Here is a 25,404-nt window from a genome sequence, read left to right as displayed (position 1 = left end):
TCTCCGAAGGATGCCGATGACCACCGCCGACCACCCCGCTGACAGCCACGACCTCATCCGCGTTCAGGGCGCACGTGAGAACAACCTCAAGGACGTCAGCGTCGACATCCCGAAGAGACGGTTGAGCGTCTTCACCGGTGTCTCGGGGTCGGGCAAGAGCTCGCTCGTCTTCGACACGATCGCTGCGGAGTCCCGCCGGATGATCGACGAGACCTACAGCGCCTTCGTTCAGGGGTTCATGCCCTCGGTTCCGCGGCCGGACGTCGATGTGCTCGAGGGTCTGACGACGGCGATCATCGTCGACCAGGAGCGTCTCGGGGCGAACCCGCGGTCGACGGTCGGCACCGTGACCGATGCGAACGCGATGCTTCGCATCCTCTTCAGCAAGCTCGGCACCCCCTACATCGGCGGACCGACCGCCTTCTCGTTCAACATCCCCACGCAGCGGGCGAGCGGGGTGATGACCGGCCCCGGCGGTGAGAAGAAGATCGTGAAGGACGCGATCTACCTCGGTGGCATGTGCCCGCGATGCGAGGGCAGGGGAGCGGTGTCCGACCTCGACCTCGCGCAGATCGTCGACGAGTCGAAGTCCCTCGACGAGGGCGCCATCATGGTGCCGGGGTATACGGCGGACGGCTGGATGGTGAAGGGGTTCTCGCAGTCGGGGTTCTATCCGGGTGACAAGCCCATCGCCCAGTTCTCCGAGAAGCAGCGCCAGCTGTTCCTCTACGGAGAGGTGACGAAGGTCAAGATCGCCGGGATCAACATGACCTACGAGGGACTGATCCCGAAGATCACCAAGTCGATGCTGTCGAAGGACCTCGATGCCCTGCAGCCGCACATCCGTGCGTTCGTCGAGAGGGTCGCCACCTTCGCGGTGTGCCCGGAGTGCGATGGAACCCGTCTGACGGAGGGTGCGCGGTCGTCGAAGATCGACGGCATCAGCATCGCGGATGCCTGCCGGATGCAGGTGACGGATCTCGCGGCGTGGGTGCGCGGGCTGGACCTCCACGGTGCCGGACCGCTGCTCGACGCCCTGAGCGCGAACCTGGAAGCCTTCGTCACCCTCGGGCTCGGGTATCTGAGCCTGGAGCGACCGTCCGGCACGCTGTCCGGGGGAGAAGCGCAGCGCATCAAGATGCTCCGCCACCTCGGGTCATCGCTGACCGATGTGACCTACGTGTTCGACGAGCCGACGATCGGCCTGCATCCGCACGACATCCAGCGGATGAACAGCCTGCTCCTCAAACTGCGAGACAAAGGCAACACCGTGCTCGTGGTCGAGCACAAGCCCGAGACGATCCTGATCGCCGACCACGTCGTCGATCTCGGCCCGGGCGCGGGCAGCGCCGGCGGCGAGATCTGCTTCGAGGGCACGGTCGAGGGGCTCAAGAGCAGTGGCACGCGCACGGGGGAGCACCTCGACGACCGTGCCGTGCTGAAAAACGACGTGCGCGCGGCGCACGGGGCGATCGAGGTGCGCGGCGCGACCGCGAACAACCTCCAGAACGTCGACGTCGATATCCCGACCGGCATCCTGACGGTCGTCACGGGTGTCGCCGGCTCCGGGAAGAGCTCGCTGATCCACGGCTCCGTCTCGAAACTCGACGGAGTCGTCGCGATCGACCAGGGTGCGATCAAGGGGTCGCGTCGGAGCAATCCCGCCACCTACACCGGGCTTCTCGAGCCGATCCGCAAGGCGTTCGCGAAAGCCAATGGTGTCAAGCCGGCGCTGTTCAGCGCGAACTCCGAGGGGGCGTGCCCGACGTGCAAGGGGGCCGGTGTCATCATCACCGAGCTCGGTTTCATGGACACGATCGAGACGCCCTGCGAGGACTGCGGAGGGAAGCGCTTCCAGGCCGCGGTCCTCGAGTACAAGCTGGCGGGCAAGGACATCACCGAAGTGCTCGACCTGCCGGTCTCCGAAGCGCGGGTGTTCTTCTCGGAGGGCGACGCCAGGATTCCGGCCGTGACGGCCATTCTCGGCCGGCTGGACGACGTCGGACTCGGGTATCTCTCGCTCGGACAGCCGCTCTCGACCCTGTCGGGCGGTGAGCGTCAACGCATCAAGCTGGCTATTCAGATGGGGGAGAAGGGCGACGTGTACGTTCTCGATGAACCGACGACCGGTCTCCACCTCGCTGATGTGCAGAAGATCCTCGGCCTCCTCGACCGTCTCGTCGAATCGGGCAAAACCGTGATCGTGATCGAGCACCACCAAGCGGTGATGGCTCACGCGGACTGGATCCTCGACATCGGACCCGGCGCCGGGCACGACGGCGGCCGCGTGGTGTTCGAAGGCACTCCCGCCGACCTCGTGGCCGAACGAGCGACGCTCACCGGGGAGCATCTGGCTGCTTATGTCGGAGCCTGATCGGCGTCGAGCGTAACCGATATATCAGTCCCGTCGAGCGATGATGGTGTAGGTGCAGGGGAGGAGATCGCGCTGATCTTCCGGCCACGCGTATCCTCCCGGCACCTCCACCATCCGCGGGCTGAAGCGCCAGGGGAGTGTGCGCCCCTCATCGACGTGCACGATGCGCAGACCCGCACCGAGAAGGGCGCCCAGGATCTCCGCGAGCGAGTGCGGCCATTCGTAGGTGCGCGTGTGCGACACGGTTCCGTCGCCGGAGTAGGTGCTCGCGTCGTCCCAGACCTGCGCCGTGCCGTCGCCGAAGTATCGATACCGCGCGGTGAGCGTCTCCGCATCCTCGTCGAGTGCATACAGCGCGGGATGCCCGTCGCGGATGTAGAAGGTCCCGCCAGGGTGCAGCAGCTCCTGAATCTGCCGGGCCCAACGATCCAGATCGGACAGCCAGCAGATCGTTCCGATGCTCGTGTAGACGACATCGAAGTCGTCGGAGACCGCGGCCCTGGCGTCCAGCACGTCGGTTTCGATCCACTCGGCGTCGACTCCGTGCTTTTCGGCGAAGGCTCGCGCCGTCTCCAGGGCCGGCGCGGAGAAATCGACGCCGGTGACTCGGGCGCCGGCGCGCGCCAGCGAGACGGTGTCGGTGCCGATATGGCACTGCAGGTGGCACACGTCGAGCCCGACGATGGATCGTGCGGGCAGGAAGCGTTCGAGCACGGGCAAGTCGTGACGGATGACATCACTGAGGTACTCCGGGTCGTCGAAGGACTCGCGTCCGTACGACGCCGCGTGCAGCGGCACCCGGTCATCCCAGTTCTCGCGGTTGGCGTCTCGCGCCGCCGGCCAGTCGATCTCCACGTGTGCGCCGTTCATGCCACCAGCCTAATGAGGCGGGTTTCGGGATGACCGATAATGCACATTATGTCAGGTCATGCGAAAGTCACGATGGGCGACAGATTCTTCCCCCGCCCCCATCAGAGATGTGGGGCGTCAAATCTCGGCCCCCGGACATCACGTGCAGCCGGAGGAATCGGACCGGCAACCCGCGGAGCTCGGTCTGACGGTCACCGACGTGTCCTGGCCCGGCGAAGCACTGTTCGACGAGTTCGACAATGCCGACGAGTTCGCTGACTACGTGCCGGTGGTCGTCGCCTATCAGGTCGACTCCCCCGAAGGCGAAGACCGTCACGACTTCATCCTCGGCGAGGTCAACGGGGTCCTCTCCGACGGTGCGTACGCCGACCAGCTGCAGGGCGACTTCGGCATCGAAACGGGCGGGATGCAGATCGGGCGTGACCTCGACGAGGCCTGCTATCGAGCCGAACTGCCAGACCCCTGGACGACGGAGCTCGGATGCATCGTCATGCTCGTCCCCGACGGCCAGACACTCGACTCGCTCGCATGGGACGCCCTCGGCTTCGACGAGAGCAACCACTTCGCCGCTGACGATCCGGGGTCCCCGTACGTGTCGGCACCATTGGTAATCGAGATCTCGCAGCCGTGACCGACGAGAACGAACCGGGAAGGCGTTCGGCGATAGGGACTTCTCCCCGGCGCTGAGAAGGACGCGCGTCATACCTCTGTGATTGACTTGCTCGCGATTCACATTCGTATGCCGATGTATCGGCTCACTCCGTGGGGGAAGAAAATGAAACGTCAGATCGCAGCTTGGACCATCGCCGTCGTCGCGGTCCTCGGAATCGCCGGTTGTTCCAGCACGCCGAGCGCAGATACCGACAACGACTCGACGTCGTCGAGCGAGAGCTCCGCTCCCGCCGAACAGAACACCGATCAGTCCGTCGCGGACGCCTGCGCGTCTGTCGGCTCCCAGATCTCGGGCGTCGCCACCGAACTCTCCTCGCTCGACATGAGCGCCGCGATGTCAGATCCCGAGGGCACCGTCGCCACGTTCACCGAGACGGTGGACGCAATCGGGGCGGCCGCGGAGTCCGTGTCCAACCAGGAGGTCAAGGACGCCGTGACCGCCGTGCACGAGGACTTCACCTCGCTGCGCGATCTGCTCAAGCGCGTGCTCGTCGACCAGGACACTTCGGCCGCCGCCGAGGCATCCACTCTCACCACCGACATCCAGGAGTCGACCCAGGCGTTCTCGACGCTCTGCGCCGGCTGAGTTCCACCGCTGCTGGTCAGGGCCCGGGAAGCGATTGCCTCCCGGGCCCCTTTGTGTCTACCGGGTCGGTCCGACGTCGGATTCCGTCAGTGAACCCGTCATAGATATGGGTGCCGACTGCGCGCACTCACTTCTGGAGGAAAGGCACTCGTACATGGACCCCAACGCGCTCGGACAGCTCGTCGCCGTCGTCGCCATCGTCGGATTCTTCGCGTGGGTGATCCTGCGCGCGATCGTCAGGACCGTGAGATTCAACCTGATCAAGAAGCGGGACGGTGCAGAGGCCGCCCAGCAATATTGGAACGCGAAGAACAGGAGGAAGACGCCGCCCTCTCACTGATGACGCGGGCCGACTTCGTCGACGGCGGAGCGAGTACCGTGGAAGGGTGACGCATGCTCCCCTCTCCCCCGTCTCGAACCCCGGGTGGCGAGCCTGGTTGATCTGGTCCGTCGGTGTCGCAGCATATGTGCTGGCGATCACCAACCGCACCTCACTCGGCGCGGTCGGGGTCGACGCCGCGGATCGATTCCAGGCGGATGCCTCGACCCTCGCGCTCTTCGCCGTCGTCCAGCTCGCGGTGTACGGGGGCATGCAGATCCCGATCGGTGTGCTCCTCGACCGCTTCGGATCACGCCCCATCATCACGATCGGGATGCTCTTGATGGCGGCGGGTCAGCTCGTCATGGCCTTCTCCCCCAGCATCGGCGTGGCAATCCTCGCCCGTGTGCTTCTCGGCGCCGGCGACGCGGCCGTGTTCCCCGCCGTGCTGCGGCTGGTCGCCGTGTGGTTCCCCGCCCAGCGTGGACCGGTCATGGTGCAGTTCACGGGAATCATCGGTCAGGCCGGACAGCTGGTGGCGCTCGTTCCCCTCGCCGCGCTCCTGCACGCCACGACCTGGACCGTCACTTTCGGAAGCGTCGCCGGCCTCGGAGTCCTGTTCACGATCCTCGTCGCCGTGGTCATCCGCAATCGCCCGCCCGAGCAGAAGGCGGACGTCACCGTCAACACCGACACGGGGGTGGTGCGCGTCGTCACCTCGGCGATCGACACCGGCGTCGGCATCCGAGCCGCGTGGGCGCATCCGGGGACGCGACTGGCGTTCTGGTCGCATTTCACGACGCCGTTCGCGGGGACGGCCTTCATCCTCCTCTGGGGGATGCCTTTTCTTACAGCCGCTCAGGGACTCACCCCGGGACATGCCGCCGGAATCATATCCGTGTATGTCGTCGCCGGCATGATCTTCGGCCCGATCATCGGCGAGCTCTCCCGGAGGCTTCCCAACCACCGCTCCCTCGCGCTGGTTCTACCCGCTGTCGGCGTCCAGCTCCTGGCCTGGTGCGTCGTGATCGCGTTGCCCGACGCTGCGCCGGTCTGGCTGCTCTACCTGCTCGCGATCGCCCTGGCCACCGGCGGCCCGGCATCGATGATCGCCTTCGACCACGCCCGTACTCACAATCCCTCGCACCGTCTCAGCACCGCCACGGGAGTGACGAATGCGGGCGGTTTCATCGCGGCCCTCATCGCGATCTTCCTGATCGGGTTGCTGCTCGACCTCCAGGGCGCGGGCACTCCGGAAACCTATTCGCTGGATGCCTTCCGCGTCGCGTTCCTCGCACCGATCCCGCTCTGGATCATCGGATGCGTGTTCATCGTGATCGAACGCAAACGCACACGAGTGCGGATGGGGCTCGACCCGGAACCTCACCGTCGCTAGGCGGCGCGGAGCAGGTGCTGGAAGGTCTCGAGGATGAGCTCGACGCTCACGTGCTCGGGTACGTCGGGGTCCCCGGCTTCGAACTCGGCGAGTTCGATCCCGCATACGGAACCCGCCGGGAGAGCCGCGAAGATCGCGGCGATCTGGTGCGGCAGCATCCCCTCCCCCACACGGTAGGCAGCGGGGATGTAGCCCGGCTCGAGCACGTCCCAATCGACGTGGATCCAGACGGGACGCCCGTCGATGAGCTCCAGCACACGCTCCGGTGTGCTGTCGGCGGGGGCGAGCACGCGCACTCCCGCGCCGGTGAGGAGGTCGGCTTCGGCCGGGTCGATGTCACGTCCGCCGACGACGAAGACCTGAGTCGGGTCGATCCCCGCGCCGTGTCCGCTGTCCCACAGTCCACAGGCCGCGGCGAGCACCATGCCGCCGAGATAGCCGGAATCGGTCGTTTCGGGTGTGTTGAAGTCGCCGTGCGCATCGATCCACAGGACGACGGCATCCGGATGCCGGTCCGCGACGGTCGGGAGCGTGCCGAGACTCGCGGCGCACGTGTTGGTCGCGAGCAGCGGGACGGTTCCGGCGTCGATGGCGTCAGCGACCGCGTCGCGCAGGCCGTGCAGTGTGCCGGTCGCCTCCGGAAGTGCTGTGCTCCAGTCGTCGGTGCGTGAGGGACTCGGCGCGCCGATGGTCATCGCAGGCGTCCGGAGCAGTGTCGACAGTGCATCGCCGACGCGGCGTGCGCCCACGAGTGCACCGTCCGTGCGATCGGCCACGCGGCCCTGGGAGACGATGAGGGAGAACGTGGCAGGCATCCTCCCACTCTCCCATGTGTCGCAGATGCGGTCCAAAACCGTCCCCGTCATCGCTTTCGCGGTGTCCATCCCGATGGCGACGTGCCGTCCTGCAGGGCCCGCTCGCGGTCGACCGCGTCCGACCACCCCTGCGCCGCTCCATCGGCATCGAAGCCGCCGCGTGCCAGGCGCATCCCCACATCCGGGTGATGCATTCGAGGGGCTCCGCCGCGGCGAACCGAGGCGCGCACACTCCACGCGTCGTCGGCGAAGCCGCCGCCGCGGAACGTGCGGTACTTGTCGTAGCGGGCGGGATCGAGCAGGTCCCAGCACCATTCCCATACGTTTCCGAGGGTGTCGAACAAGCCGTAGAGGTTCGGGATCTTGCCGCCGACAGGTTGTGGGGTCGTCACGCCGTCGGCGCTCGTCCAGGCAGCATCGGCGAGCGGCGCGTAGTGGGGACCGATCGAGCCCGCGCGGCACGCGAACTCCCATTCCGCCTCCGTGGGCAGCCGGAACCCCTCGGACGAGACGTCCCAGCTGACGTCCTCGCCGTCGAACAGATAGGCGTGCTCGAGCCCTTCCCACTCCGAGAGCGCGTTGCAGAAGTGTACGGCCCGCAGCCAGCTGATGTCGGTCGACGGTCGGCGCGGATGCGGAGCAGCCGCATCCAGGACCTCCGCCATCTGCTCCTGGGTCACCGCGTAGACGCCGATCTCGAAGGGCTCGAGATCCACCGATCGCTGCGTCTTCGTGCGCGCATCCTGCAGCACGATCGAGCCGCCGGGGATTCGGCGCAATTCGATGTCGCTCGTCACGCCGGAGACCGGTCGCTCCACACCGGGTACTTCGCGGTCCGGCCGTCGCCCGAAGACGTGCGCGTGACCCGTCGCCGGACCCAGGGGCCGACGTGCTGGCGGTAGTAGGCGAGCCCGCTCGGTCCCGCTCCCCCGCGCTCGCTCGGCGCCCACCATGTCTCGGGCGGTTCGTATCCCAGTGCGTGCAGCACACGCGCCGCGACCCGATGATGGCCCGCGGCGTTCATGTGCAGGCGGTCCTCGGACCAGTAGGCGCTCTGCGCGAGTTCCCGATCGGGCCAGTTCAGGGCACGGATTACGTCGGGGCGATCGACGACACGTCGCAGTACTGCTTCGGAGAGCTGATCTCCGCGGCGCTGGATCAGTGATCCCATCGGAAGCTGCCCACTGGGATTCGCGCCGGAGAGCAGGATCATCGTCACACCCTCCTCGTCGCATCGGCGGAGAACGCGGCTGAACGCGTCGGCGATGTGCTCGAGGTCGGCGCGCGGTCGCAGCATGTCATTGCCCCCGCCGTTGAACGACAGATGCGTAGGACGCAGAGCCAGAGCGGGTTCCAGCTGCTGCTCGACGATGGGCCATGCGAGTTTTCCGCGGATCGCGAGATTCGCGTACTGGATCGGATGCCCTGCTGCATCGGCCCACCCCTGCGCGGCGATGTCGGCCCACCCGCGCTCTCTACCATCGGGAAGAACATCGCCGACCCCTTCGGTGAAGGAGTCCCCGATCGCCACGAAACGCACGTCTGCCATCGGACAAGCCTATTCCTGCGGAACCGGAATCGTGACCGGCCCCGCAGGCCCGATCAGGCGCGCTTGTCGAGCAGAGCGCGCACCCGCGGGATGACTTCGCTGCCGTAGAGCTCGATGCTGCGCATCATCGCCTCGTGCGAGAGGGTGCCGGTCGCGTACTTCAGGTCGAACCGGCCCAGGCCGAGAGTCGTGATCGTGTCGGCGATCTTCGCGGCCACCCGGTCGGAAGAACCGGCGTAGATCGCGCCCTCCGGGCCGATGTCGTTCTGGAAGCGGGCACGGCTGTATGCGGGCCAGCCGCGTTCCTTGCCGATCGTGTTGTTCATCGCCTCGAAGCCCGAGTACGCGGCGTCCCACGCCTCTGCATCGGTGTCGGCGATGTGGCCCGGTGAGTGGACGGCGATCGGATGCTTCGTCGTTCCGAAGGAGTCGACCGAGCGGTGATACAGATCGACGAACGGCCGGAATCGCGCGGCCGGGCCGCCGATGATGGCGAGCATGAGACCGAGCCCGTGGCGTGCGACGCGCACCACGGATTCCGGGCTGCCGCCCACGCCCACCCAGGTACGCAGACCCTTCTCCGTTTTCGGGAACACATCCGCGTTCTCGAGCGACGCGCGCATGGACCCGGACCAGGTGACCGGCTCCTCCTTGAGCAGCTCGACGAAGAGCTCGAGCTTCTGCTCGAACAGTGCGTCGTAGTCGCGGAGGTCGAAACCGAACAGCGGGAACGACTCGATGAACGAGCCGCGGCCGAGGACGACCTCCGCGCGGCCGTTCGAGACGGCATCGAGGGTCGAGAACCGCTCGAAGACGCGCACGGGGTCATCGGACGACAGAACCGTGACGGCGGTGCCGAGCCGGATGTTCGCGGTGCGCGCGGCGATCGCCGAGAGCACCATCTCGGGAGCCGACACCGCGAACTCCTTGCGGTGGTGCTCCCCCACCCCGAAGAAGTCGACGCCGACGGCATCCGCCATCTCCGCCTGCGCGATGACGTTGCGGATCGTCTGGGCTCCGCTGAGGAGAGTGCCCTCGGCGTCACGGGTGATGTCGCCGAACGTGTCCAGCCCGAATTCGATGCTCATGTCATGCCTTCCTATTCAGGTGAATGAACATCGACGACGCGCTCGACATTCCCGTCATCGAGGAAGCAGCACCCCGCGCAGGGTGTCGAGACCGACCCCGCCGATGTCGAGTGCACGCTTGTGGAACGCCTTGAACGAGAAATCCGCGCCCTCCTGCTGTTGAACGGCATCACGCACCTGCTCCCAGATGCGCTGTCCGACCTTGTACGACGGAGCCTGCCCCGGCCAGCCCAAGTACCTGTTGACCTCGAACTGCACGAACTGATCGGACATGTTGACGTTCTCGCGCATGAAGTCGAGCGCGTAGTCCGCATCCCACACGCCCGTTCCGTCGAGACGCGGCTTGCCGAGGTGCACGCCGATGTCGAGCACGACACGGGCCGCGCGCATGCGCTGACCGTCGAGCATTCCCAGCCGGTCGGCCGGGTCGTCGAGGTAGCCGAGCTGCTCCATCAGGCGCTCGGCGTACAGGGCCCACCCTTCGGCATGACCCGAGGTGCCGGCGAGCAGACGACGCCAGGAGTTGAGCTCGGAGCGGTTGTAGACGGCCTGCGCGATCTGCAGGTGATGACCTGGCACACCCTCGTGGTAGACGGTGGTGAGCTCGCGCCAGGTGTCGAACTCCGTGACGCCCTCCGGAACGGACCACCACATGCGTCCGGGGCGCGAGAAGTCGTCGGTGGGACCGGTGTAGTAGATCCCGCCCTCCTGCGTCGGCGCGATCATGCATTCGATCGTGCGGATCGCCTCGGGGATGTCGAAGTGCGAGGCGGCGAGCTCGGCGACGGCGCGGTCGCTCGTCTCCTGCATCCAGCGCTGGAGCGCGTCGGTACCGACCAGCTTGCGGGAGCGGTCGGCTTCGAGGTGCGCCACGGCTTCCTCGACCGTCGAGCCGGGAAGGATCTCGTTCGCGATCGCGGTCTGTTCGGCGACCATCCGCGCCAGTTCTTCGCGCCCCCACTCGTACGTCTCGTCGAGGTCGATCGTGGCTCCGAGGAACCGGCGCGAGTTGAGCGCGTAGAGCTCGCGACCGACCGCGTCGACCTGGGTCGCTTCGGGCACGAGCTCCTCGGCGAGGAACCGGCGCAGCTCGTGGTAGGCGACGCGCGCGGCGGCCGAGTTGTCGGCCAGGGTGCGTGCGAGGGAGGCCGGAAGCTGGCCGCTCTCGGGGGTCGCGTCGGCGACGAAGGCGGCGAAGAAGCCGTCGTCGGCCGTGTACCGGTCGATCTGCGTCGCCACTTCGACGACCTGCCGGCGGGCCGGCGTCACTCCGCGCGCGATGCCCTCGCGCAGCGTCTCGGTGTAGCCGCGCAGCGCGTCGGGCACCGCGGCGAGGCGCGTGGCGATGACCGACCAGTCATCGGCGGATGCCGTGGGCATGAGGTCGAAGGCCGAACGCACGTCCTGTGCCGCCGACGCGATGACATTGAGGTCGCGCAGATGCCAGTTCGCTTCGTGGAGTTCGAGTTCGAGACGTAGCTCGGCGCCGAGGTCGGCCTTCGTGACCTCGTCGATCGCGTCGACGGGCTCAAGAGCCGTGAGCTCGTTCAGTGTCTGCCGTGTTGCCGCGGCGATCGCCTCAAGGCCGGCCGGACTCAGGTCGCCGAAGCGGTCGTTGACCTCGTCGCGCCCGATGTACGTGCCGAGCGTCGGAGCCAGCTCGACCAGAGTGTCGACCCAGTCGTCGGCGACCTTGTCGATGGCGGTGGGAGTGCGCGGGGTGGAAGTCATGCGATCCACCCTAATCGTCGGACGCCGCCGCCCGTGGTCAGTGTGCGGCCTCGTTCCAGTCGTGCCCGCGCCCGACCTGCACGTCGAGCGGGACCGACAGATCCGCGGCGTCGCCCATACGCGTGCGCACGATGCGCTCGGCAGCGTCCCACTCCCCCGGAGCGACCTCGAGCACGAGCTCGTCGTGGATCTGCAGCAGCACCCGCGACCGGAGCCCTTCGTGGCGGATGTCGTCGTGGATGTGGAAGAGCGCGATCTTCATGATGTCGGCGGCACTGCCCTGGATCGGGGCGTTCAGCGCTGCTCGCTCGGCGTTCTCCCGCAGCACCCGGTTCGGGCTGGCGAGGTCGGGGAACGGGCGTCGGCGTCCGAAGATCGTCTCGGTGTACCCGACCTCCTTCGCCGCGAGGACGGAGGCCCGCAGGTAATCGCGTACGGCACCGAAGCGCGCGAAGTACTCGATCATGAGCTGCTTCGCCTCGGACTGCTCGATGCGCAACTGCTTGGAAAGGCCGAAGGCCGAGAGGCCGTAGACCAGGCCGTACGACATCGCCTTGACCTTGGTCCGCATCGCGGGAGTCACGTCGCCGGGCTCCACCCCGAAGACCCGCGCGCCCACGAATCGGTGGAGATCCTCTCCGCTGTTGAAAGCTTCGATCAAACCCTCGTCGCCGGACAGATGCGCCATGATCCGCATCTCGATCTGTGAGTAGTCGGCCGTGAGCAGTGCCTCGTAGCCGTCGCCGACCTGGAACGCGCTGCGGATGCGCCGCGACTCCTCGGTGCGCACCGGAATGTTCTGCAGGTTCGGGTCGGTGCTCGAGAGCCGCCCCGTCTGACTGCCGGTCTGCACATACGTCGTGTGGATGCGCGCGTCGTCGCCGATCGCCGTGTCGAGCGACTCGATGATCTGCCGCAGCTTGGTGGCCTCGCGGTGCTGAAGCAGAAGGTCGAGGAAGGGGTGCGGGTTAGACTCCTGCAGGTCGGCGAGCACGGCGGCATCCGTCGAGTAGCCCGTCTTGGTCTTGCGCGTCTTGGGCAGCTGGAGATCCTCGAAGAGAACCTCCTGCAGCTGCTTGGGCGAGCCGAGGTTGAACTCACGGCCGACGATGCCGAACGCATCCTGAGCGATCCGCTCGGCGCGGCTCGCGAGTTCTCCGGAGAACGTCGACAGCACCTCGTGGGAGACAGCCACGCCGGCGAGTTCCATGTCGGCCAGCGCGAGCAGCGTAGGCAGCTCGATGTCGGTCAGCACCCTGGCCACCGGCTCGGGAATGTCGTCGCGCAGCGCGGTCGCCACGCGCAACGCGAACCACGCCTCCTGCGAGGGAGTCGCGCCCTCGGTCTCGGGTACGAGCTGAGACGGGTCGGCCTCGGGAAGCTTCTCGCCGAGGTAACGCTCGACGAGGTCGCCGAGCGTCTTGTCGGGGAAGCTCGGACGCAGGAGCCACCCGGCGAGACTCGTGTCGTAGGCGAGACCGCCGAGACGGATCCCTGCACGGCTCAGCGCCTTCAGCTGACCCTTGGCGTCGTGGAGGACCTTGGGGCGATCGGACTCGAGCCAGGAGCGAAGCTCGTCGGCCGCGGCATCCGTCCAATCGGTCTCGCGCAACTCGGAATCGGACGCGACCCCCAGGCGCACCGGAAGGCCGCTCTGCGTGATCACACGGAGCGAGAGCTCCCCCTGCACGGCTTCTGCCCACGCCGTGAGTTCGGCGGCTGCCATCTGCTGCGGAACGGGCAGTTCCACGGACGTGGCCGGGTCATCGGCGACCTCGCCGGCGCCGACGGCCTCGAACACGCGCGGCAGCAGCGTGCGGAACTCGAGGCGCGCGAAGATGTCGCGCACGGCCTGCGCGTCGATGGGCGCGACCGCCAGATCGTCGGGCGCGACGGGGAGGTCTACGTCGGTGAGCAGACGATTGAGCTTGCGGTTGCGGCGCACGTCGTCGATGTGATCGCGCAGGTTGCCGCCGACGACGCCCTTGATCTCTTCGGCACGTGCGAGCAGATCGTCGAGCGACCCGAACTGCGTCAACCACTTCACCGCGGTCTTCTCGCCCACCTTGGGCACGCCGGGCAGGTTGTCGCTGGTCTCCCCCACGAGGGCGGCGATGTCAGGGTACTGCTCGGGCCGCACGCCGTAGCGCTCCTGCACGGTCACCGGGTCGTAGCGCTTGAGCTGCGACACGCCCTGCACCGACGGATACAGCAGGGTGACGTCGTCGTTGACGAGCTGGATGGTGTCGCGATCCCCGGAGACGACGAGCACCTGATATCCCTGCTCCGCACCCTGCGAAGACAGCGTGGCGAGGATGTCGTCGGCCTCGATGCCCTCCTTCGTGAGAACCGGGATCGACATCGCGGCGAGGCAGTCCTGCAGCAGCGGGATCTGACCGCGGAACTCCTGCGGCGTCTCGGAGCGCGTCGCCTTGTACTCGGGGTATTCATCGGTGCGGAACGAGTGACGGGAGGTGTCGAACGCGATCGCCATGTGCGTCGGCTGCTCGGCTTTGATGAGGTTCACCAGCATCGACAGGAACCCGTAGATCGCGTTCGTGTGCTGGTTGTCCTTGGTCGTGAAGTTCTCGACCGGCAGCGCGAAGAACGCGCGATAGGCGAGGGAGTGGCCGTCGACGACCATGAGGGTAGGCTTTGCGGAGTCCGTCACCCTGTCAGCCTAACGAGGACCACGGACACCCGCTGAGGAGGATGCATGAGCGACGTCGCGACGAGCGAGGGACTCGAGTGGGCCACGGCCCGCGGAATGGGCGCCCTGGCCGAGAAGATGGGCATCGAGTTCACCGAGTTCAGTGTCGAGCGATCGGTCGGCACGATGCCGGTGGAGGGCAACACCCAGCCGGTGGGCCTCCTGCACGGCGGCGCCTACGTGGTGCTCGGCGAATCGCTCGGGTCGATGGCGGCCAACCTGCACGCGGGACCCGGGCGTCTCGCGGTCGGCGTCGACATCAACGCCACGCACACGCGCTCGGCGACCTCCGGAATCGTGACGGGCGTGTGCACGCCGATCCACCTCGGACGCAGCATCGCCGTGCACGAGATCGTGGTCACCGACGATCAGGGGCGCCGTTGCTCGACCATTCGCATCACGAACATGATCAAGGACGCCCCGACGGCTCGGTGATCTTCTCTTCCAGCAGCCGCTGGAAGAGGACGTGGTCCTGCCACTCCCCCGCGATCTGCAGATAGCGCGGAGCGGTGCCGATGCGGGTGAAGCCGTTCGCGGCGAGCACCCGCTGCGACGCGGCGTTGTGCAGCAGGGTCGCCGCCTGTACGCGGTGCAGTCCCAGGGAATCCCGTGCGTGACGGAGCACCGCGGCGACCGCCCGCGTCGCGAGCCCGCGTTTCGTCGAGTCCGCGGCTATCCAATACCCCAGATCCCCGCTCAGGAACGGCCCGCGCACGATGCCGTTGAGGTTCATCCTGCCGAGGATCCGCTCGTCGGGTGCCGTCACCACGAAGCGGCTGCTGCGCCCCGTCTGCGCGTCGGCGACGGTGCGCCGCACATCTCGCTCCTGCCACTCCTCCGTGAAGAACTCCTCGGAACGAGCAGGTTCCCAGGGCGCGAGGTGAGCACGATTCGCCGCATACGCGCGAGCGAGAGCCGCGCCGTCGCCCAGGCGGATCGGACGGAGAGTGTGCTCGGGGTCGAGCCGGAACACTACTTCTTCGGAGCGAGCTGCTCGATGATCGCCTTCGCGACGTCCTGCATCGTGAGACGGCGGTCCATGGATGCCTTCTGGATCCAGCGGAACGCTTCCGGCTCGCTGAGCCCCATCTTCTCGTTCAGCAGGCCCTTGGCGCGGTCGACGAGTTTGCGGGTCTCGAAGCGCTCGACCATGTCGGCGACCTCGGCCTCGAGGGTGATGATCTGCTCATGACGCGCCAGTGCGATCTCGATCGCCGGCAGCAGGTCGTTCGGCGTGAACGGCTTCACCACGTAGGCCAGGGCGCCGGCCTCGCTCGCCCGCTCGACGAGCTCCTTCTGGCTGAACGCGGTGAGCAGCACAACCGGGGCGATGTTGCCCTTGTGCAGCTTCTCGGCGGCGCTGATGCCGTCGAGCTGAGGCATCTTGACGTCCATGATGACGAGGTCGGGACGCAGTTCGGTCGCGAGCGCGACAGCGGTCTCGCCGTCGCCGGCCTCTCCCACCACGTCGAAGCCGTTGTCGCGGAGGATCTCGACGATGTCGAGACGGATCAGCGACTCGTCCTCGGCGACGACGACGCGTCGGGGTGCGGATGACGTGGGCTGTTCAGCCAGTTCTTGCTCGGTCACGTCTCCATCCTACTGGAGACGCTCCACGGGTCGGCGGTCGGTCCCGGTGCGGCGCGAGGAACGGCCCCAGCCTGCGCTACAGTCGAAGACGCGACACACGAGCCGGCGTGGCGGAATGGCAGACGCGGAGCACTCAAAATGCTTTGTCCGAAAGGGCGTGTGGGTTCGAGTCCCACCGCCGGCACCTGGTGAGTTGTGGTGCCTGTCGAGGAACGACGATCGTCTCACTCGTCGTCGGCGAGCACCGCGACCTCGGCGATCACCCGAGGATCGGCCAGTATCCGGAAGTGCCCGCCCGTGTCGAGACGCACGTTCTTGGCCCCGGCGAGTTCGCTGCCCTCGGGGATGTGCGGATCGAATCCGGCATATACCGAGACGATGCGCGCGTTCGCCTCGCGCTGCCGACCGAGGTCGAGGATGCCGGGATCCTCGGGTGAGAACTCTCGGAGGGTGCGCGAGGGCAGGCGCCGCGCATACCGCGAGCCTCCGAAGGGCGTCGCGACGGCCAGCATGCCGCGGATCCGCCACCCCTCCGCCCCCACCATGACGAGTTTGCCCGCGAGGCCGCCCTTGCTGTGCGCCACGAGGACGACGTCTTCCACAGCGGCGGTGCGCAGTGCGGATTCGACGACCCGAGCCATCTCGCTCACGGGGCGCTGGCTGCGTTCGAGTGCGTCCAGCACGTGCACCGGGTGTCCCTGCGCATGCAGATGCGCGATCAGCGGATCGAGGAAGCGCCAGGTCTCGTACACACCGGGGAGCACCACGATCGGCCGAGCGGACCCGCCGGCGAAGGCATCCGCCCGGCGTCTGCTGAAGAACGCGCGGAACTGCCAGTACCCGGCGTAGGCGTAGTCCAGCGCCCACCAGACGGCGCGCCGGAGCGCCCCGATCACCCGCATGCCTTCACCGGTTCGACGAAGAGGAGCATGAGGTCAACGTAGCGCTGCCGTCGATGCCGCCGATCGGGGGTTGACGAGCGGCGTCGGGAGACGACGACGAAGGGGCGGAGCCGAAGCCCCGCCCCTTCCCGATCCTCGGATCAGACGCTCTCCTTGTAGATGGGAGCAGCGCCGTTGACGGCGTCTCCGACCTTGTGGACGCGGATGTCGTTCGTGGATCCCACGATTCCGGGAGGGGAACCGGAGATGACGACGACCTTGTCACCCTCGACCGCGAGGCCGTTGGAGAGCAGATAGTCGTCGACCTGCAGATACATGAGGTCGGTGTGCTGCACCATCTCGACGAGAGTCGACTGGATGCCCCACGTCAGCGCCATGCGGCGACGGATGTCGGGTTCCGGGGTGAAGGCGAGCATCGGGATGCGGGAGCGCAGACGCGACAGTCGGCGGGCGCTGTCGCCCGACTGCGTGAACACGCAGAGGAACTTCGCCTCGACGAACTCGGCGACCTCGAGGGCTGCGAGCGTGATCGCTCCGCCCTGGGTGCGCGGCTTGGTCGTGAGCGGCGCGATGCGCTCCAGGCCGTGCTCCTCGGTCGACTCGATGATGCGGGCCATCGTCTCGACCACGACGACCGGGTAGTCGCCGACGCTGGTCTCGCCCGAGAGCATCACGGCATCCGCACCGTCGAGCACGGCGTTGGCGACGTCGGAAGTCTCGGCGCGCGTGGGTACCGGGCTGTTGATCATCGACTCGAGCATCTGCGTCGCGACGATGACCGGCTTGGCCATGCGCCGAGCGAGCTCGACGGCGCGCTTCTGAACGATCGGCACGGCCTCGAGCGGCAGCTCGACGCCGAGGTCGCCGCGGGCGACCATGATGGCGTCGAACGCGTCGACGATGCCCTCGAGCGCCTCGACTGCCTGAGGCTTCTCGACCTTGGCGATCACGGGGACGCGCACGCCCTCCTCGGCCATGATCTCGTGGACACGCGTGACATCTTCCGCGTTACGGACGAACGAAAGGGCGATCAGGTCGGCGCCGATGCGCAGACCCCACCGGAGGTCCTCCTCGTCCTTTTCGCTCAGCGCCGGCACGTTGACCGCGACACCCGGGAGGTTGATGCCCTTGTTGTTCGAAACGGCACCGGCGACGATCACCTTGGTGGTCACCGTCACGCCGTCGGTCTCGACGACCTCGACGCGCACCTTGCCGTCGTCGATCAGGAGGAAGTCCCCCGGCTTGACGTCCTGCGGCAGGCCCTTGAAGGTCGTGCCGGAGATGTCCTTGTTGCCGATGATGTCTTCGGTCGTGATCTTGAAGATGTCGCCCTGGGCGAGCTCGTACGGGCCGGCCTCGAACTTGCCCAGACGGATCTTCGGTCCCTGCAGGTCGACGAGGATCGCGACCGCTTTCCCCGAATCCTCTGCGGCGCGCCGCACGTTCGCGTAGTTGTTCTCGTGCACGGAGTAGTCACCGTGGCTGAGGTTCAGGCGCGCGACATCCACACCGGCGTCGATCAGCGCACGCACGGTCTCATAGGTGGAAGTTGCGGGGCCCAGGGTGGCGACGATTTTCGCGCGTCTCAACAGATTCTCCAGGGGATAAAGGGATAGAACTCGGGCGACACTGCCGGCCTCAGCCTACGCGGGCTGAAGACCGATCGCGACATCGTGCGGCTGAACGGGAGACGGCAGAACGGTGCTGCCCATCAGGTACAGGTCGACGCTCGCGGCCGCGGCGCGGCCCTCGGCGATGGCCCACACGATGAGCGACTGTCCGCGTCCGGCGTCACCGGCGACGAACACGCCCGGGATGGTCGACTCGTAGGTCGCGTCGCGCCGGAAGGCACCGCGATCGGTGAGCTGCGGGCGGGTGTCCTCGGTGAAGCCGTCGGTCTCGGGACCGGTGAAACCCATCGCAATCAGTACGAGGTCCGCCGGGATCTCCCGCTCCGTACCGCTCTTGGGAACGCGGCGCCCGTCGATGTACTCGGTCTCGGCGACCCGCAGAGCGCGCACCTCTCCGACCTCGTTCGAGAGGAACTCGACGGTCGACGCGAGGAACACGCGCTCACCGCCCTCCTCGTGGGCGGAGGAGACCTCGAACACGGTCGGCATCATCGGCCACGGCTGGTGGTCGGGGCGCGTGTCGCCCGGCTGCTTGCCGATCGCGAGGTTGGTCACGCTCAGCGCACCCTGGCGGTGCGCGGTGCCGATGCAGTCGGCTCCGGTGTCTCCACCGCCGATGACGATGACGTGCTTGCCCTCGGCCGAGATCTGGTCGGTGACCGTGTCTCCGGCGACGGCGTGGTTCGACTCGACGAGGTACTCCATGGCGAAGTGCACGCCGTCGAGGTCGCGGCCCGGGATCGACAGGTCACGGGGAACCGTCGAACCGGTCGCGATGACGACCGCGTCGTACCTGGCGCGCAGATCGGCCCACGAGATGTCCTTGCCGATCTCGACGCCGGCGCGGAAGCGGGTGCCCTCCTCCTGCATCTGGCGCAGACGCGACTCGAGCTGCCCCTTCTCCATCTTGAAGTCCGGGATGCCGTAGCGGAGCAGTCCGCCGATTCGGTCGTCGCGCTCGAAGACGGCGACGGTGTGACCGGCGCGCGTGAGCTGCTGCGCGGCGGCGAGGCCGGCGGGGCCGGAGCCGACGACCGCGACGGTCTTGCCGGTCAGGCGCTCGGGAGGCTGCGCCTCGACCCAGCCCTTGGAGAAGGCCTCGTCGATGATCGAGACCTCGATCTGCTTGATCGTCACGGCGGGCTGGTTGATCCCCAGCACGCACGAGCTCTCGCAGGGCGCCGGGCACAGGCGGCCCGTGAACTCCGGGAAGTTGTTCGTCGCGTGCAGGCGGTCGATCGCCGCACGGCCCTCGCCGCGCCACGTGAGGTCGTTCCACTCCGGGATCAGGTTGCCCAGCGGGCAACCCGAGTGGCAGAACGGCACGCCGCAGTCCATGCACCGGCTCGCCTGGCGCCGCAGCACTGCCTTGTCGCCCGGCTCGTAGACCTCTTTCCAGTCCATGATGCGGACGGGAACCGGACGGCGGGCGGGGAGCTCGCGCTCGGTTACCTTCAGAAAGCCTTTGGGATCAGCCACCGGTCACCTCCAGGATGCGGTTCCAGACGATGTCGCCGTCGGGGTCGATCCCCTCGGCCAGTGCCTCCTCGCGCATGCTTCGCACGGCGGCGAAGTCACGCGGGAGGACCTTGACGAACTCCGCCGAGACCTCGGCGAAGCGGTCGAGGAATTCGGTGCCGAGCGGCGACGCCGTACGTTCGACATGCTCGACGAGGAGACTGCGCAGCACCTCGAGGTCCGCGCGGTCGAGCGGCTCGAGGAGCAGCTCCCCGCTCCCGAGAGACTGCGCGTTGATCTTCGCGGTGTCGAGCGCGTGGACGTACGCGACTCCCCCGGACATGCCGGCACCGAAGTTACGGCCCGTCGATCCGAGGATGACGGCCAGCCCACCGGTCATGTACTCGAGCGCGTGGTCGCCCACGCCCTCGACGACCGCGGTGGCACCGGAGTTCCGGACGAGGAACCGCTCGCCGACGACACCCGAGATGAACATCGTGCCCGCCGTCGCGCCGTAGCCGATGACGTTGCCGGCGATCACGTTCTCGTGAGGCGCGATCCGGGAGCCTCGGGGCGGACGGATCGTGATGTCGCCACCGGAGAGGCCCTTACCCACGTAGTCGTTCGCGTCGCCCTCGAGCCGCAGCACGATGCCCTGCGGCATGAAAGCACCGAGCGACTGCCCGGCGGTGCCGCGCAGAGTGACGTCGATCGTGCCGCGAGGCAGACCGGCCGCGCCGTGACGCGCGGTGACCTGGTGGCCCAGCATCGTGCCTACCGCGCGCTCGGTGTTGGCGATGGGCAGCTCCACGACGACGGGCTCTCCGTTGAGGAGGGCGTTCTTCGCGATATCGATGAGCTGCACGTCGAAGTGCTTCTCCAGTTCGTGGTCCTGCGTCCGACCGCTGCGACGCGGCTCGCCGGCCGGGAAGACCGGTCCCTCGAGCACGGGCGTCAGATCGAGGCCGTCGGACTTCCAGTGCTCGATGGCCGCGTTGGTCTCGAGCAGCTCGGCGCGTCCGACGATCTCGTCGATCGAACGGAATCCGAGTTCCGCGAGCAGTTCGCGCACCTCCTCGGCGATGAACTCCATGAAGTTCACGACGAACTCGGGCTTTCCGGTGAACCGTTCGCGCAGCGCCGGGTTCTGCGTGGCGACGCCGACCGGGCAGGTGTCGAGGTGGCAGACGCGCATCATGATGCAGCCGCTGACCACGAGGGGCGCGGTCGCGAAACCGAACTCCTCGGCGCCGAGCAGCGCGCCGATGATGACGTCGCGACCGGTCTTCAGCTGGCCGTCGACCTGCACGACCACGCGGTCGCGCATGCCGTTGAGCATGAGGGTCTGCTGCGTCTCGGCGAGACCGAGCTCCCATGGCGTTCCGGCGTGCTTGAGCGAGTTGAGCGGGCTGGCACCCGTTCCTCCGTCGTGGCCGGAGACGAGGATGACGTCGCTGAGCGCTTTCGCGACACCGGCCGAGACCGCGCCGATGCCCGACTGGCTGACCAGCTTCGTGTGGATGCGCGCCTCGGGATTCGCCCTCTTCAGGTCGAAGATGAGCTGCTTGAGGTCCTCGATCGAGTAGATGTCGTGGTGCGGCGGCGGCGAGATGAGGCCGACGCCCGGCGTGCCACCGCGTGTGCGTGCCACCCAGGGGTACACCTTCTGAGGCGGCAGCTGCCCGCCCTCGCCGGGCTTGGCGCCCTGTGCGAGCTTGATCTGGATGTCGTCGGACTCGGTGAGGTACTGACTCGTCACGCCGAAGCGACCGGAGGCCACCTGCTTGATCGCGCTGCGACGCTCCGGGTCGAGCAGACGCTCGGAGTCCTCACCGCCCTCACCGGTGTTCGACTTCCCGCCGATCCGGTTCATCGCGATCGCCAGCGTCTCGTGCGCCTCCTGGGAGATGGAGCCGTAGCTCATCGCGCCGGTCGAGAAGCGCTTGACGATGGCTGAGACGGGCTCGACCTCGTCGATCGGCACAGGCTTGCGGGTGCCGGTGCGCAACGAGAAGAGACCGCGGAGGGTCTTGAGTTCCGCCGCCTGGTCATCGACGAGCTTCGTGTACTCGCGGAAGATGTCGTAGCGGCGTGTGCGCGTGGAGTGCTGGAGCTTGAACACCGTCTCCGGGCTGAAGAGGTGCGGCGAACCGTCGCGGCGCCACTGGTACTCGCCGCCGGTCCACAGGCGCTCGTGCGCACGGGCCGCGGCATCTTCGGGGTAGGCGTAGTCGTGACGCGCCTGATTCTCGGCGAAGACCTCTTCGATGCCGATCCCGCCGAGTTTCGACTCGGTGCGGGTGAAGTATGCGTCGATGAATTCCTGGCTGAGGCCGACGGCTTCGAAGACCTGCGCGCCGGCGTACGACGACACCGTGGAGATGCCCATCTTCGACATGATCTTGAGCACGCCCTTGCCGAGCGCGTAGATCAGGTTGCGAACGGCCTTCTCGGGCGAGATGCCGGTGATGTAACCGGTGCGCACGAGGTGCTCGACCGTCTCCATCGCCAGGTAGGGGTTGACGGCGGACGCGCCGTAACCGATGAGCGTGGCCACGTGGTGGACCTCGCGCACGTCTCCGGCCTCGACGATCAGGCCGACCTTCATGCGGTTCTCGCGACGGATGAGGTGGTGATGCACCGCGGCGACCATCAGCAGCGACGGGATCGGGACGAGATCCTTGTTCGAGTCGCGGTCCGACAGGATGATGAACTCCGCGCCCGCTTCGATCGCCGCATCGACCTCGGCGCACATCTCGTCGAGACGATCGGTGAGCGTCTGGGGTCCGGCGTCGAAGTGGTACAGACCGCGGATGGTGACGCTCGAGCGGTCGGGCAGCGCCTTGTCGATATGACGGATCTTGGCGAGTTCGTCGTTGTCGATGACCGGGAAGTCGAGCGACACGGTGCGGGTGTGCTCGGGACCCCACGACAGCAGGTTGCTCTCGGGCCCGAGCCCGAGCTTGAGGCTCGTGACGACCTCTTCACGGATCGAGTCCAGTGGCGGGTTCGTCACCTGGGCGAACTGCTGCGTGAAGTAGTCGAAGAGCAGGCGCGGTCGCTTGCTGAGGACGGCGATGGGCGTGTCGGAGCCCATCGCACCGAGCGGCTCTGCGCCGTTCTGGCCCATCGGGGTCAGGAGGATGCGGACTTCCTCCTCGGTGTACCCGAAGGTGCGCTGGCGGCGCGTGATGGATGCCGGCGGGTGCACGATGTGCTCGCGTTCGGGCAGCTCGGCCAGACGCACGGAACCCGCGTCGAGCCATTCCTGCCACGGCTGCTGTGTGGAGAGCTCGCGCTTGATCTCCTCGTCTTCGACGATCCGGCGCTGCGCGGTGTCGACGAGGAACATCTTGCCCGGACGCAGGCGACCGCGGCGCTTGATGCGCTCCGGCTCGAACGTGAGTACGCCGGTCTCGGAGCCGATGACGATGAGACCGTCGGTGGTCTCCGTCCAGCGCCCGGGGCGCAGACCGTTGCGGTCGAGCGTCGCGCCGACGAGCGTGCCGTCGGTGAAGATGAGCGCGGCCGGGCCGTCCCAGGGCTCCATCTGGTTCGAGTGGTACTCGTAGAAGGCGCGCAGCTCCGGCGTGATGTCGGTCTGCTTCTCGTAAGCCTCGGGCACCATCATCATGATGGCGTGCGGCAGGCTGCGGCCGGTCAGCGTGAGCAGCTCCAGGACCTCGTCGAAGGAGGCGGAGTCGCTGGCGCCGTCGGTGCAGATCGGCAGCAGCGGGCGCACGTCGCCGAGCAGCTCGGACTCGAGCTGCGACTGACGGGCGCGCATCCAGTTTCGGTTGCCGCCGACGGTGTTGATCTCGCCGTTGTGGGCCAGCATCCGCAGCGGCTGCGCGAGCGGCCACGACGGGAAGGTGTTGGTCGAGTACCGGGAGTGGACGACCGCGAGCTCGGAGGCGAAGCGCTCGTCCTGGAGGTCCGGGTAGAACGGTTCGAGCTGGAGCGTGGTGACCATGCCCTTGTAGCCGAGTGTGCGGCTCGACAGAGACACGAAGTAGGCGCCGAGCTCATGCCCCGCGCGCTTGCGGAGCCGGTATGCGACGCGGTCGAGCGCGATGTCGGTGAGCGGGGCGTGGGCGTGGGTCGTTCCCCCGGCGCTCACGAAGAGCTGCTCGAAGGCAGGACGGGCCTCGTCGGCCAGTTTGCCGAGGTGCTCGTTGACCGTCGGCACCACGCGCCACCCGAGGACGCGCAGTCCCTCGGCGCGGGCGATCTTCTCGATGCCGGCCTTCTGCTGGCGGCGATCGCTGGAATCGCGGGGCAGGAACGCGAGCCCCGCGGCGTACTCCCCCACCGGCGGCAGGTCGAAGTCGGTGACCGCGCGAAGGAAGGCATCCGGCATCTGGGTCAGGATGCCCGCTCCGTCACCGGTGCCGGCGTCCGAGCCGATCGCACCGCGGTGCTCCAGGTTGCGAAGCGCCTCGAGCGCGAGCGCGATGATGTCGTGCCCGGCGTAACCGCGCAGCGTCGCGACCATGGCCAGGCCGCAGGCATCCTTCTCGAACGCCGGGTTGTACATGCCCTGCTTCGGGGGGTAAGCGCCGGAGGCGCCGTAAGGGGGCTGGAAGTACACCAGTTACCGTCCTCAGATATTCAAGTGACACCGGGGACGACGTTGGCCCGCTCGTTCAGTGCAATGGTTCTCTCGCGCCACGAGGTGGCGGCTATCGGGAGCCGTTCTCGCTCGTGGGAGCGGTGCTTGTGGCGGTAGCTCCTGCGGTGACGTCGTCTGCCGGAGGCTCGCTCACGTCCACGAAGTCAGAGGGATTGTCCTGCGATTGTACATCAGCGTCGTCCAGGTCCTTCCGCGACCGGCCGGGCACGTACGGCGACGGCTCGAGTCCGGGGTGGCGACGCGTCTGCACGACGAGGATCACGAGCCCCACGATGATGCCGAGGATCGCGGCAGCGACGTTGCTGCGGAGACCGAAGATGATCTCGCTCGGGTCGATGCGGATCGACTCCCAGACGACGCGCCCTGCGCTGTACCAGATGAGGTAGATCGCGAAGAGGCGACCCCACTGGAAGAACAGCTTCCGACCGAGCCACAGCAGCACGATGACGCCCAGGCCGTTCCACAGGACCTCGTAGAGGAAGGTCGGGTGGAAGAGCGTGCCCTCCGGGAGTCCGGGCGGGAAGGCGCTGTTCGTCGACTCGATCTCGAGTCCCCAGGGCAGATCGGTCGGGAGACCGAAGAGTTCATGGTTGAACCAGTTGCCGAAGCGGCCCATCGCCTGCGCGAGGAGGAGACCCGGCGCCAGGGCGTCGGCGAAGGTCCAGAAGCGGATGCCGGTCCACTTGCAGCCGAGGTACGCACCGACCGCTCCGCCGATCAGGGCGCCGAAGATGGCGATGCCGCCCTCCCAGATCGCCCACACGGATCCGGGTTCGAACGGGTTCCAAGTGTTGATGCCCTCGCCGAAGTAGTCGTTCGGGTGCGTGGCCACGTGGAAGATGCGCGCGCCGATGATGGCCAGCGGCACCGCGAGGATCGAGATGTCGATGACGACCCATGGCTCCGCCCCGCGCTTGGTGAGGCGGTGGTTGGTCAGCAGCGTGGCGACGATGATCCCCGCGATGATGCACAGCGCGTAGTAGTGGATCGTGAGCGGCCCGAGCGTGAACGACGACACGGGCGGGCTCGGGATGCTGGTGAGCACGCCGTTGACGGTGCTGTGGAGCGCGAGGGACATGA

20 protein-coding genes and 1 tRNA gene are annotated in these 25,404 nt (G+C 67.4%); 7 read left to right on the top strand and 14 right to left on the bottom strand.

Going from position 1 to position 25,404, the window contains the following annotated elements; translation table 11 throughout:
- Positions 1-16 precede the first annotated feature (16 nt).
- Complete coding sequence (locus ACIPVN_RS02370; protein WP_400438948.1) at positions 17-2,374, top strand: ATP-binding cassette domain-containing protein; 2,358 nt, start codon at positions 17-19, stop codon at positions 2,372-2,374.
- Positions 2,375-2,398: 24 nt separating this feature from the next.
- Here ACIPVN_RS02370 and ACIPVN_RS02365 read toward each other — a convergent pair whose 3' ends face one another.
- A complete protein-coding gene (locus tag ACIPVN_RS02365; RefSeq protein ID WP_400438945.1) occupies positions 2,399-3,244 on the bottom strand; it encodes a class I SAM-dependent methyltransferase in 846 nt (281 codons plus the stop codon).
- Between the two features lie 199 nt (positions 3,245-3,443).
- On the opposite strand from ACIPVN_RS02365, the gene ACIPVN_RS02360 reads away from it, so the two are divergent.
- From ACIPVN_RS02360 to ACIPVN_RS02345, 4 genes are all read left to right on the top strand, one after another.
- Entirely contained in the window at positions 3,444-3,875 is a 432-nt protein-coding gene (locus ACIPVN_RS02360; protein WP_400438942.1) for a hypothetical protein, read from the top strand.
- A gap of 144 nt (positions 3,876-4,019) precedes the next feature.
- Positions 4,020-4,502, top strand: coding sequence for a hypothetical protein (locus ACIPVN_RS02355; RefSeq protein WP_400438939.1), 483 nt, complete (start codon positions 4,020-4,022; stop codon positions 4,500-4,502).
- Between the two features lie 154 nt (positions 4,503-4,656).
- Positions 4,657-4,842, top strand: a complete 186-nt coding sequence (locus ACIPVN_RS02350) for a hypothetical protein (RefSeq protein ID WP_400438937.1) — start codon at positions 4,657-4,659, stop codon at positions 4,840-4,842.
- 46 nt (positions 4,843-4,888) lie between these two features.
- Positions 4,889-6,217, top strand: coding sequence for a nitrate/nitrite transporter (locus ACIPVN_RS02345; RefSeq protein ID WP_400438934.1), 1,329 nt, complete (start codon positions 4,889-4,891; stop codon positions 6,215-6,217).
- Here ACIPVN_RS02345 and ACIPVN_RS02340 read toward each other — a convergent pair.
- Genes ACIPVN_RS02340 through polA form a run of 6 tightly spaced genes read right to left on the bottom strand, consistent with a single transcriptional unit; the run spans position 6,214 to position 14,071 of the window.
- The gene (locus tag ACIPVN_RS02340; RefSeq protein WP_400438931.1) at positions 6,214-7,032 is read right to left on the bottom strand and encodes an arginase family protein; all 819 of its coding nucleotides are present in this window, start codon (positions 7,030-7,032) and stop codon (positions 6,214-6,216) included. The two genes, ACIPVN_RS02345 and ACIPVN_RS02340, sit on opposite strands and share 4 nt — an antisense overlap.
- Before the next feature lie 47 nt (positions 7,033-7,079).
- The gene (locus ACIPVN_RS02335; RefSeq protein WP_400438928.1) at positions 7,080-7,850 is read right to left on the bottom strand and encodes a formylglycine-generating enzyme family protein; all 771 of its coding nucleotides are present in this window, start codon (positions 7,848-7,850) and stop codon (positions 7,080-7,082) included.
- A complete protein-coding gene (locus tag ACIPVN_RS02330; protein ID WP_400438925.1) occupies positions 7,826-8,581 on the bottom strand; it encodes an SGNH/GDSL hydrolase family protein in 756 nt (251 codons plus the stop codon). Before ACIPVN_RS02330 ends, ACIPVN_RS02335 begins: the two co-directional genes overlap by 25 nt.
- Positions 8,582-8,634: 53 nt before the next feature.
- Positions 8,635-9,669 carry an LLM class flavin-dependent oxidoreductase gene (locus ACIPVN_RS02325; RefSeq protein ID WP_400438922.1) on the bottom strand — a complete coding sequence of 345 codons (1,035 nt, stop codon included), beginning with the start codon at positions 9,667-9,669 and terminating at the stop codon, positions 8,635-8,637.
- A 54-nt stretch (positions 9,670-9,723) separates the two neighbouring features.
- Complete coding sequence (locus ACIPVN_RS02320; protein WP_400438918.1) at positions 9,724-11,400, bottom strand: DUF885 domain-containing protein; 1,677 nt, start codon at positions 11,398-11,400, stop codon at positions 9,724-9,726.
- A 37-nt stretch (positions 11,401-11,437) separates the two neighbouring features.
- Positions 11,438-14,071, bottom strand: a complete 2,634-nt coding sequence (polA, locus tag ACIPVN_RS02315; RefSeq protein ID WP_400438915.1) for a DNA polymerase I — start codon at positions 14,069-14,071, stop codon at positions 11,438-11,440.
- Positions 14,072-14,116: 45 nt separating this feature from the next.
- On the opposite strand from polA, the gene ACIPVN_RS02310 reads away from it, so the two are divergent.
- A complete protein-coding gene (locus ACIPVN_RS02310; protein WP_400438912.1) occupies positions 14,117-14,545 on the top strand; it encodes a hotdog fold thioesterase in 429 nt (142 codons plus the stop codon).
- On the opposite strand, the gene ACIPVN_RS02305 is transcribed toward ACIPVN_RS02310, so the two are convergent.
- On the bottom strand, positions 14,520-15,083 hold the full coding sequence (locus tag ACIPVN_RS02305; RefSeq protein ID WP_400438909.1) for a GNAT family N-acetyltransferase: 564 nt from the start codon (positions 15,081-15,083) through the stop codon (positions 14,520-14,522). The genes ACIPVN_RS02310 and ACIPVN_RS02305 overlap by 26 nt on opposite strands.
- Complete coding sequence (locus ACIPVN_RS02300; RefSeq protein WP_247622473.1) at positions 15,083-15,700, bottom strand: ANTAR domain-containing response regulator; 618 nt, start codon at positions 15,698-15,700, stop codon at positions 15,083-15,085. Before ACIPVN_RS02300 ends, ACIPVN_RS02305 begins: the two co-directional genes overlap by 1 nt.
- Positions 15,701-15,801: 101 nt before the next feature.
- Between ACIPVN_RS02300 and ACIPVN_RS02295 the strand changes: the two genes are divergently transcribed.
- Positions 15,802-15,884, top strand: a tRNA-Leu gene (locus ACIPVN_RS02295).
- 40 nt (positions 15,885-15,924) lie between these two features.
- Here the strand turns inward: ACIPVN_RS02295 and ACIPVN_RS02290 are convergent.
- The 5 genes from ACIPVN_RS02290 to lgt all read right to left on the bottom strand — a co-directional run bounded on the left by ACIPVN_RS02290 (position 15,925) and on the right by lgt (position 25,402).
- On the bottom strand, positions 15,925-16,602 hold the full coding sequence (locus ACIPVN_RS02290; protein WP_400438905.1) for an esterase/lipase family protein: 678 nt from the start codon (positions 16,600-16,602) through the stop codon (positions 15,925-15,927).
- A 140-nt stretch (positions 16,603-16,742) separates the two neighbouring features.
- A complete protein-coding gene (gene pyk / locus ACIPVN_RS02285; RefSeq protein WP_400438902.1) occupies positions 16,743-18,191 on the bottom strand; it encodes a pyruvate kinase in 1,449 nt (482 codons plus the stop codon).
- A 54-nt stretch (positions 18,192-18,245) separates the two neighbouring features.
- On the bottom strand, positions 18,246-19,712 hold the full coding sequence (locus ACIPVN_RS02280; RefSeq protein WP_400438899.1) for a glutamate synthase subunit beta: 1,467 nt from the start codon (positions 19,710-19,712) through the stop codon (positions 18,246-18,248).
- Positions 19,705-24,228, bottom strand: coding sequence for a glutamate synthase large subunit (gltB, locus tag ACIPVN_RS02275; RefSeq protein ID WP_400443285.1), 4,524 nt, complete (start codon positions 24,226-24,228; stop codon positions 19,705-19,707). Before gltB ends, ACIPVN_RS02280 begins: the two co-directional genes overlap by 8 nt.
- A gap of 145 nt (positions 24,229-24,373) precedes the next feature.
- On the bottom strand, positions 24,374-25,402 hold the full coding sequence (gene lgt, locus ACIPVN_RS02270; RefSeq protein ID WP_400438897.1) for a prolipoprotein diacylglyceryl transferase: 1,029 nt from the start codon (positions 25,400-25,402) through the stop codon (positions 24,374-24,376).
- Positions 25,403-25,404: the final 2 nt, after the last annotated feature.

It is taken from the genome of Microbacterium sp. NPDC090003, from assembly GCF_044748385.1.
In the GTDB taxonomy this organism is placed as follows: Bacteria; Actinomycetota; Actinomycetes; order Actinomycetales; family Microbacteriaceae; genus Microbacterium.
The sequence above is the reverse complement of the archived record's forward strand: the minus strand, read 5'-3'. Positions and strand labels throughout refer to the sequence as shown.

Excerpts from the sequence above, each read along its gene's own strand:
- ACIPVN_RS02370 (WP_400438948.1), top strand. The coding sequence starts at position 17 with ATGACCACCGCCGACCACCCCGCTGACAGCCACGACCTCATCCGCGTT.
- ACIPVN_RS02365 (WP_400438945.1), bottom strand. The coding sequence starts at position 3,244 with ATGAACGGCGCACACGTGGAGATCGACTGGCCGGCGGCGCGAGACGCC.
- ACIPVN_RS02355 (WP_400438939.1), top strand. The coding sequence starts at position 4,020 with ATGAAACGTCAGATCGCAGCTTGGACCATCGCCGTCGTCGCGGTCCTC.
- ACIPVN_RS02350 (WP_400438937.1), top strand. The coding sequence starts at position 4,657 with ATGGACCCCAACGCGCTCGGACAGCTCGTCGCCGTCGTCGCCATCGTC.
- ACIPVN_RS02340 (WP_400438931.1), bottom strand. The coding sequence starts at position 7,032 with ATGCCTGCCACGTTCTCCCTCATCGTCTCCCAGGGCCGCGTGGCCGAT.
- ACIPVN_RS02330 (WP_400438925.1), bottom strand. The coding sequence starts at position 8,581 with ATGGCAGACGTGCGTTTCGTGGCGATCGGGGACTCCTTCACCGAAGGG.
- ACIPVN_RS02325 (WP_400438922.1), bottom strand. The coding sequence starts at position 9,669 with ATGAGCATCGAATTCGGGCTGGACACGTTCGGCGACATCACCCGTGAC.
- ACIPVN_RS02320 (WP_400438918.1), bottom strand. The coding sequence starts at position 11,400 with ATGACTTCCACCCCGCGCACTCCCACCGCCATCGACAAGGTCGCCGAC.
- ACIPVN_RS02310 (WP_400438912.1), top strand. The coding sequence starts at position 14,117 with ATGAGCGACGTCGCGACGAGCGAGGGACTCGAGTGGGCCACGGCCCGC.
- ACIPVN_RS02290 (WP_400438905.1), bottom strand. The coding sequence starts at position 16,602 with ATGCGGGTGATCGGGGCGCTCCGGCGCGCCGTCTGGTGGGCGCTGGAC.
- gltB (WP_400443285.1), bottom strand. The coding sequence starts at position 24,228 with ATGTACAACCCGGCGTTCGAGAAGGATGCCTGCGGCCTGGCCATGGTC.
- lgt (WP_400438897.1), bottom strand. The coding sequence starts at position 25,402 with ATGTCCCTCGCGCTCCACAGCACCGTCAACGGCGTGCTCACCAGCATC.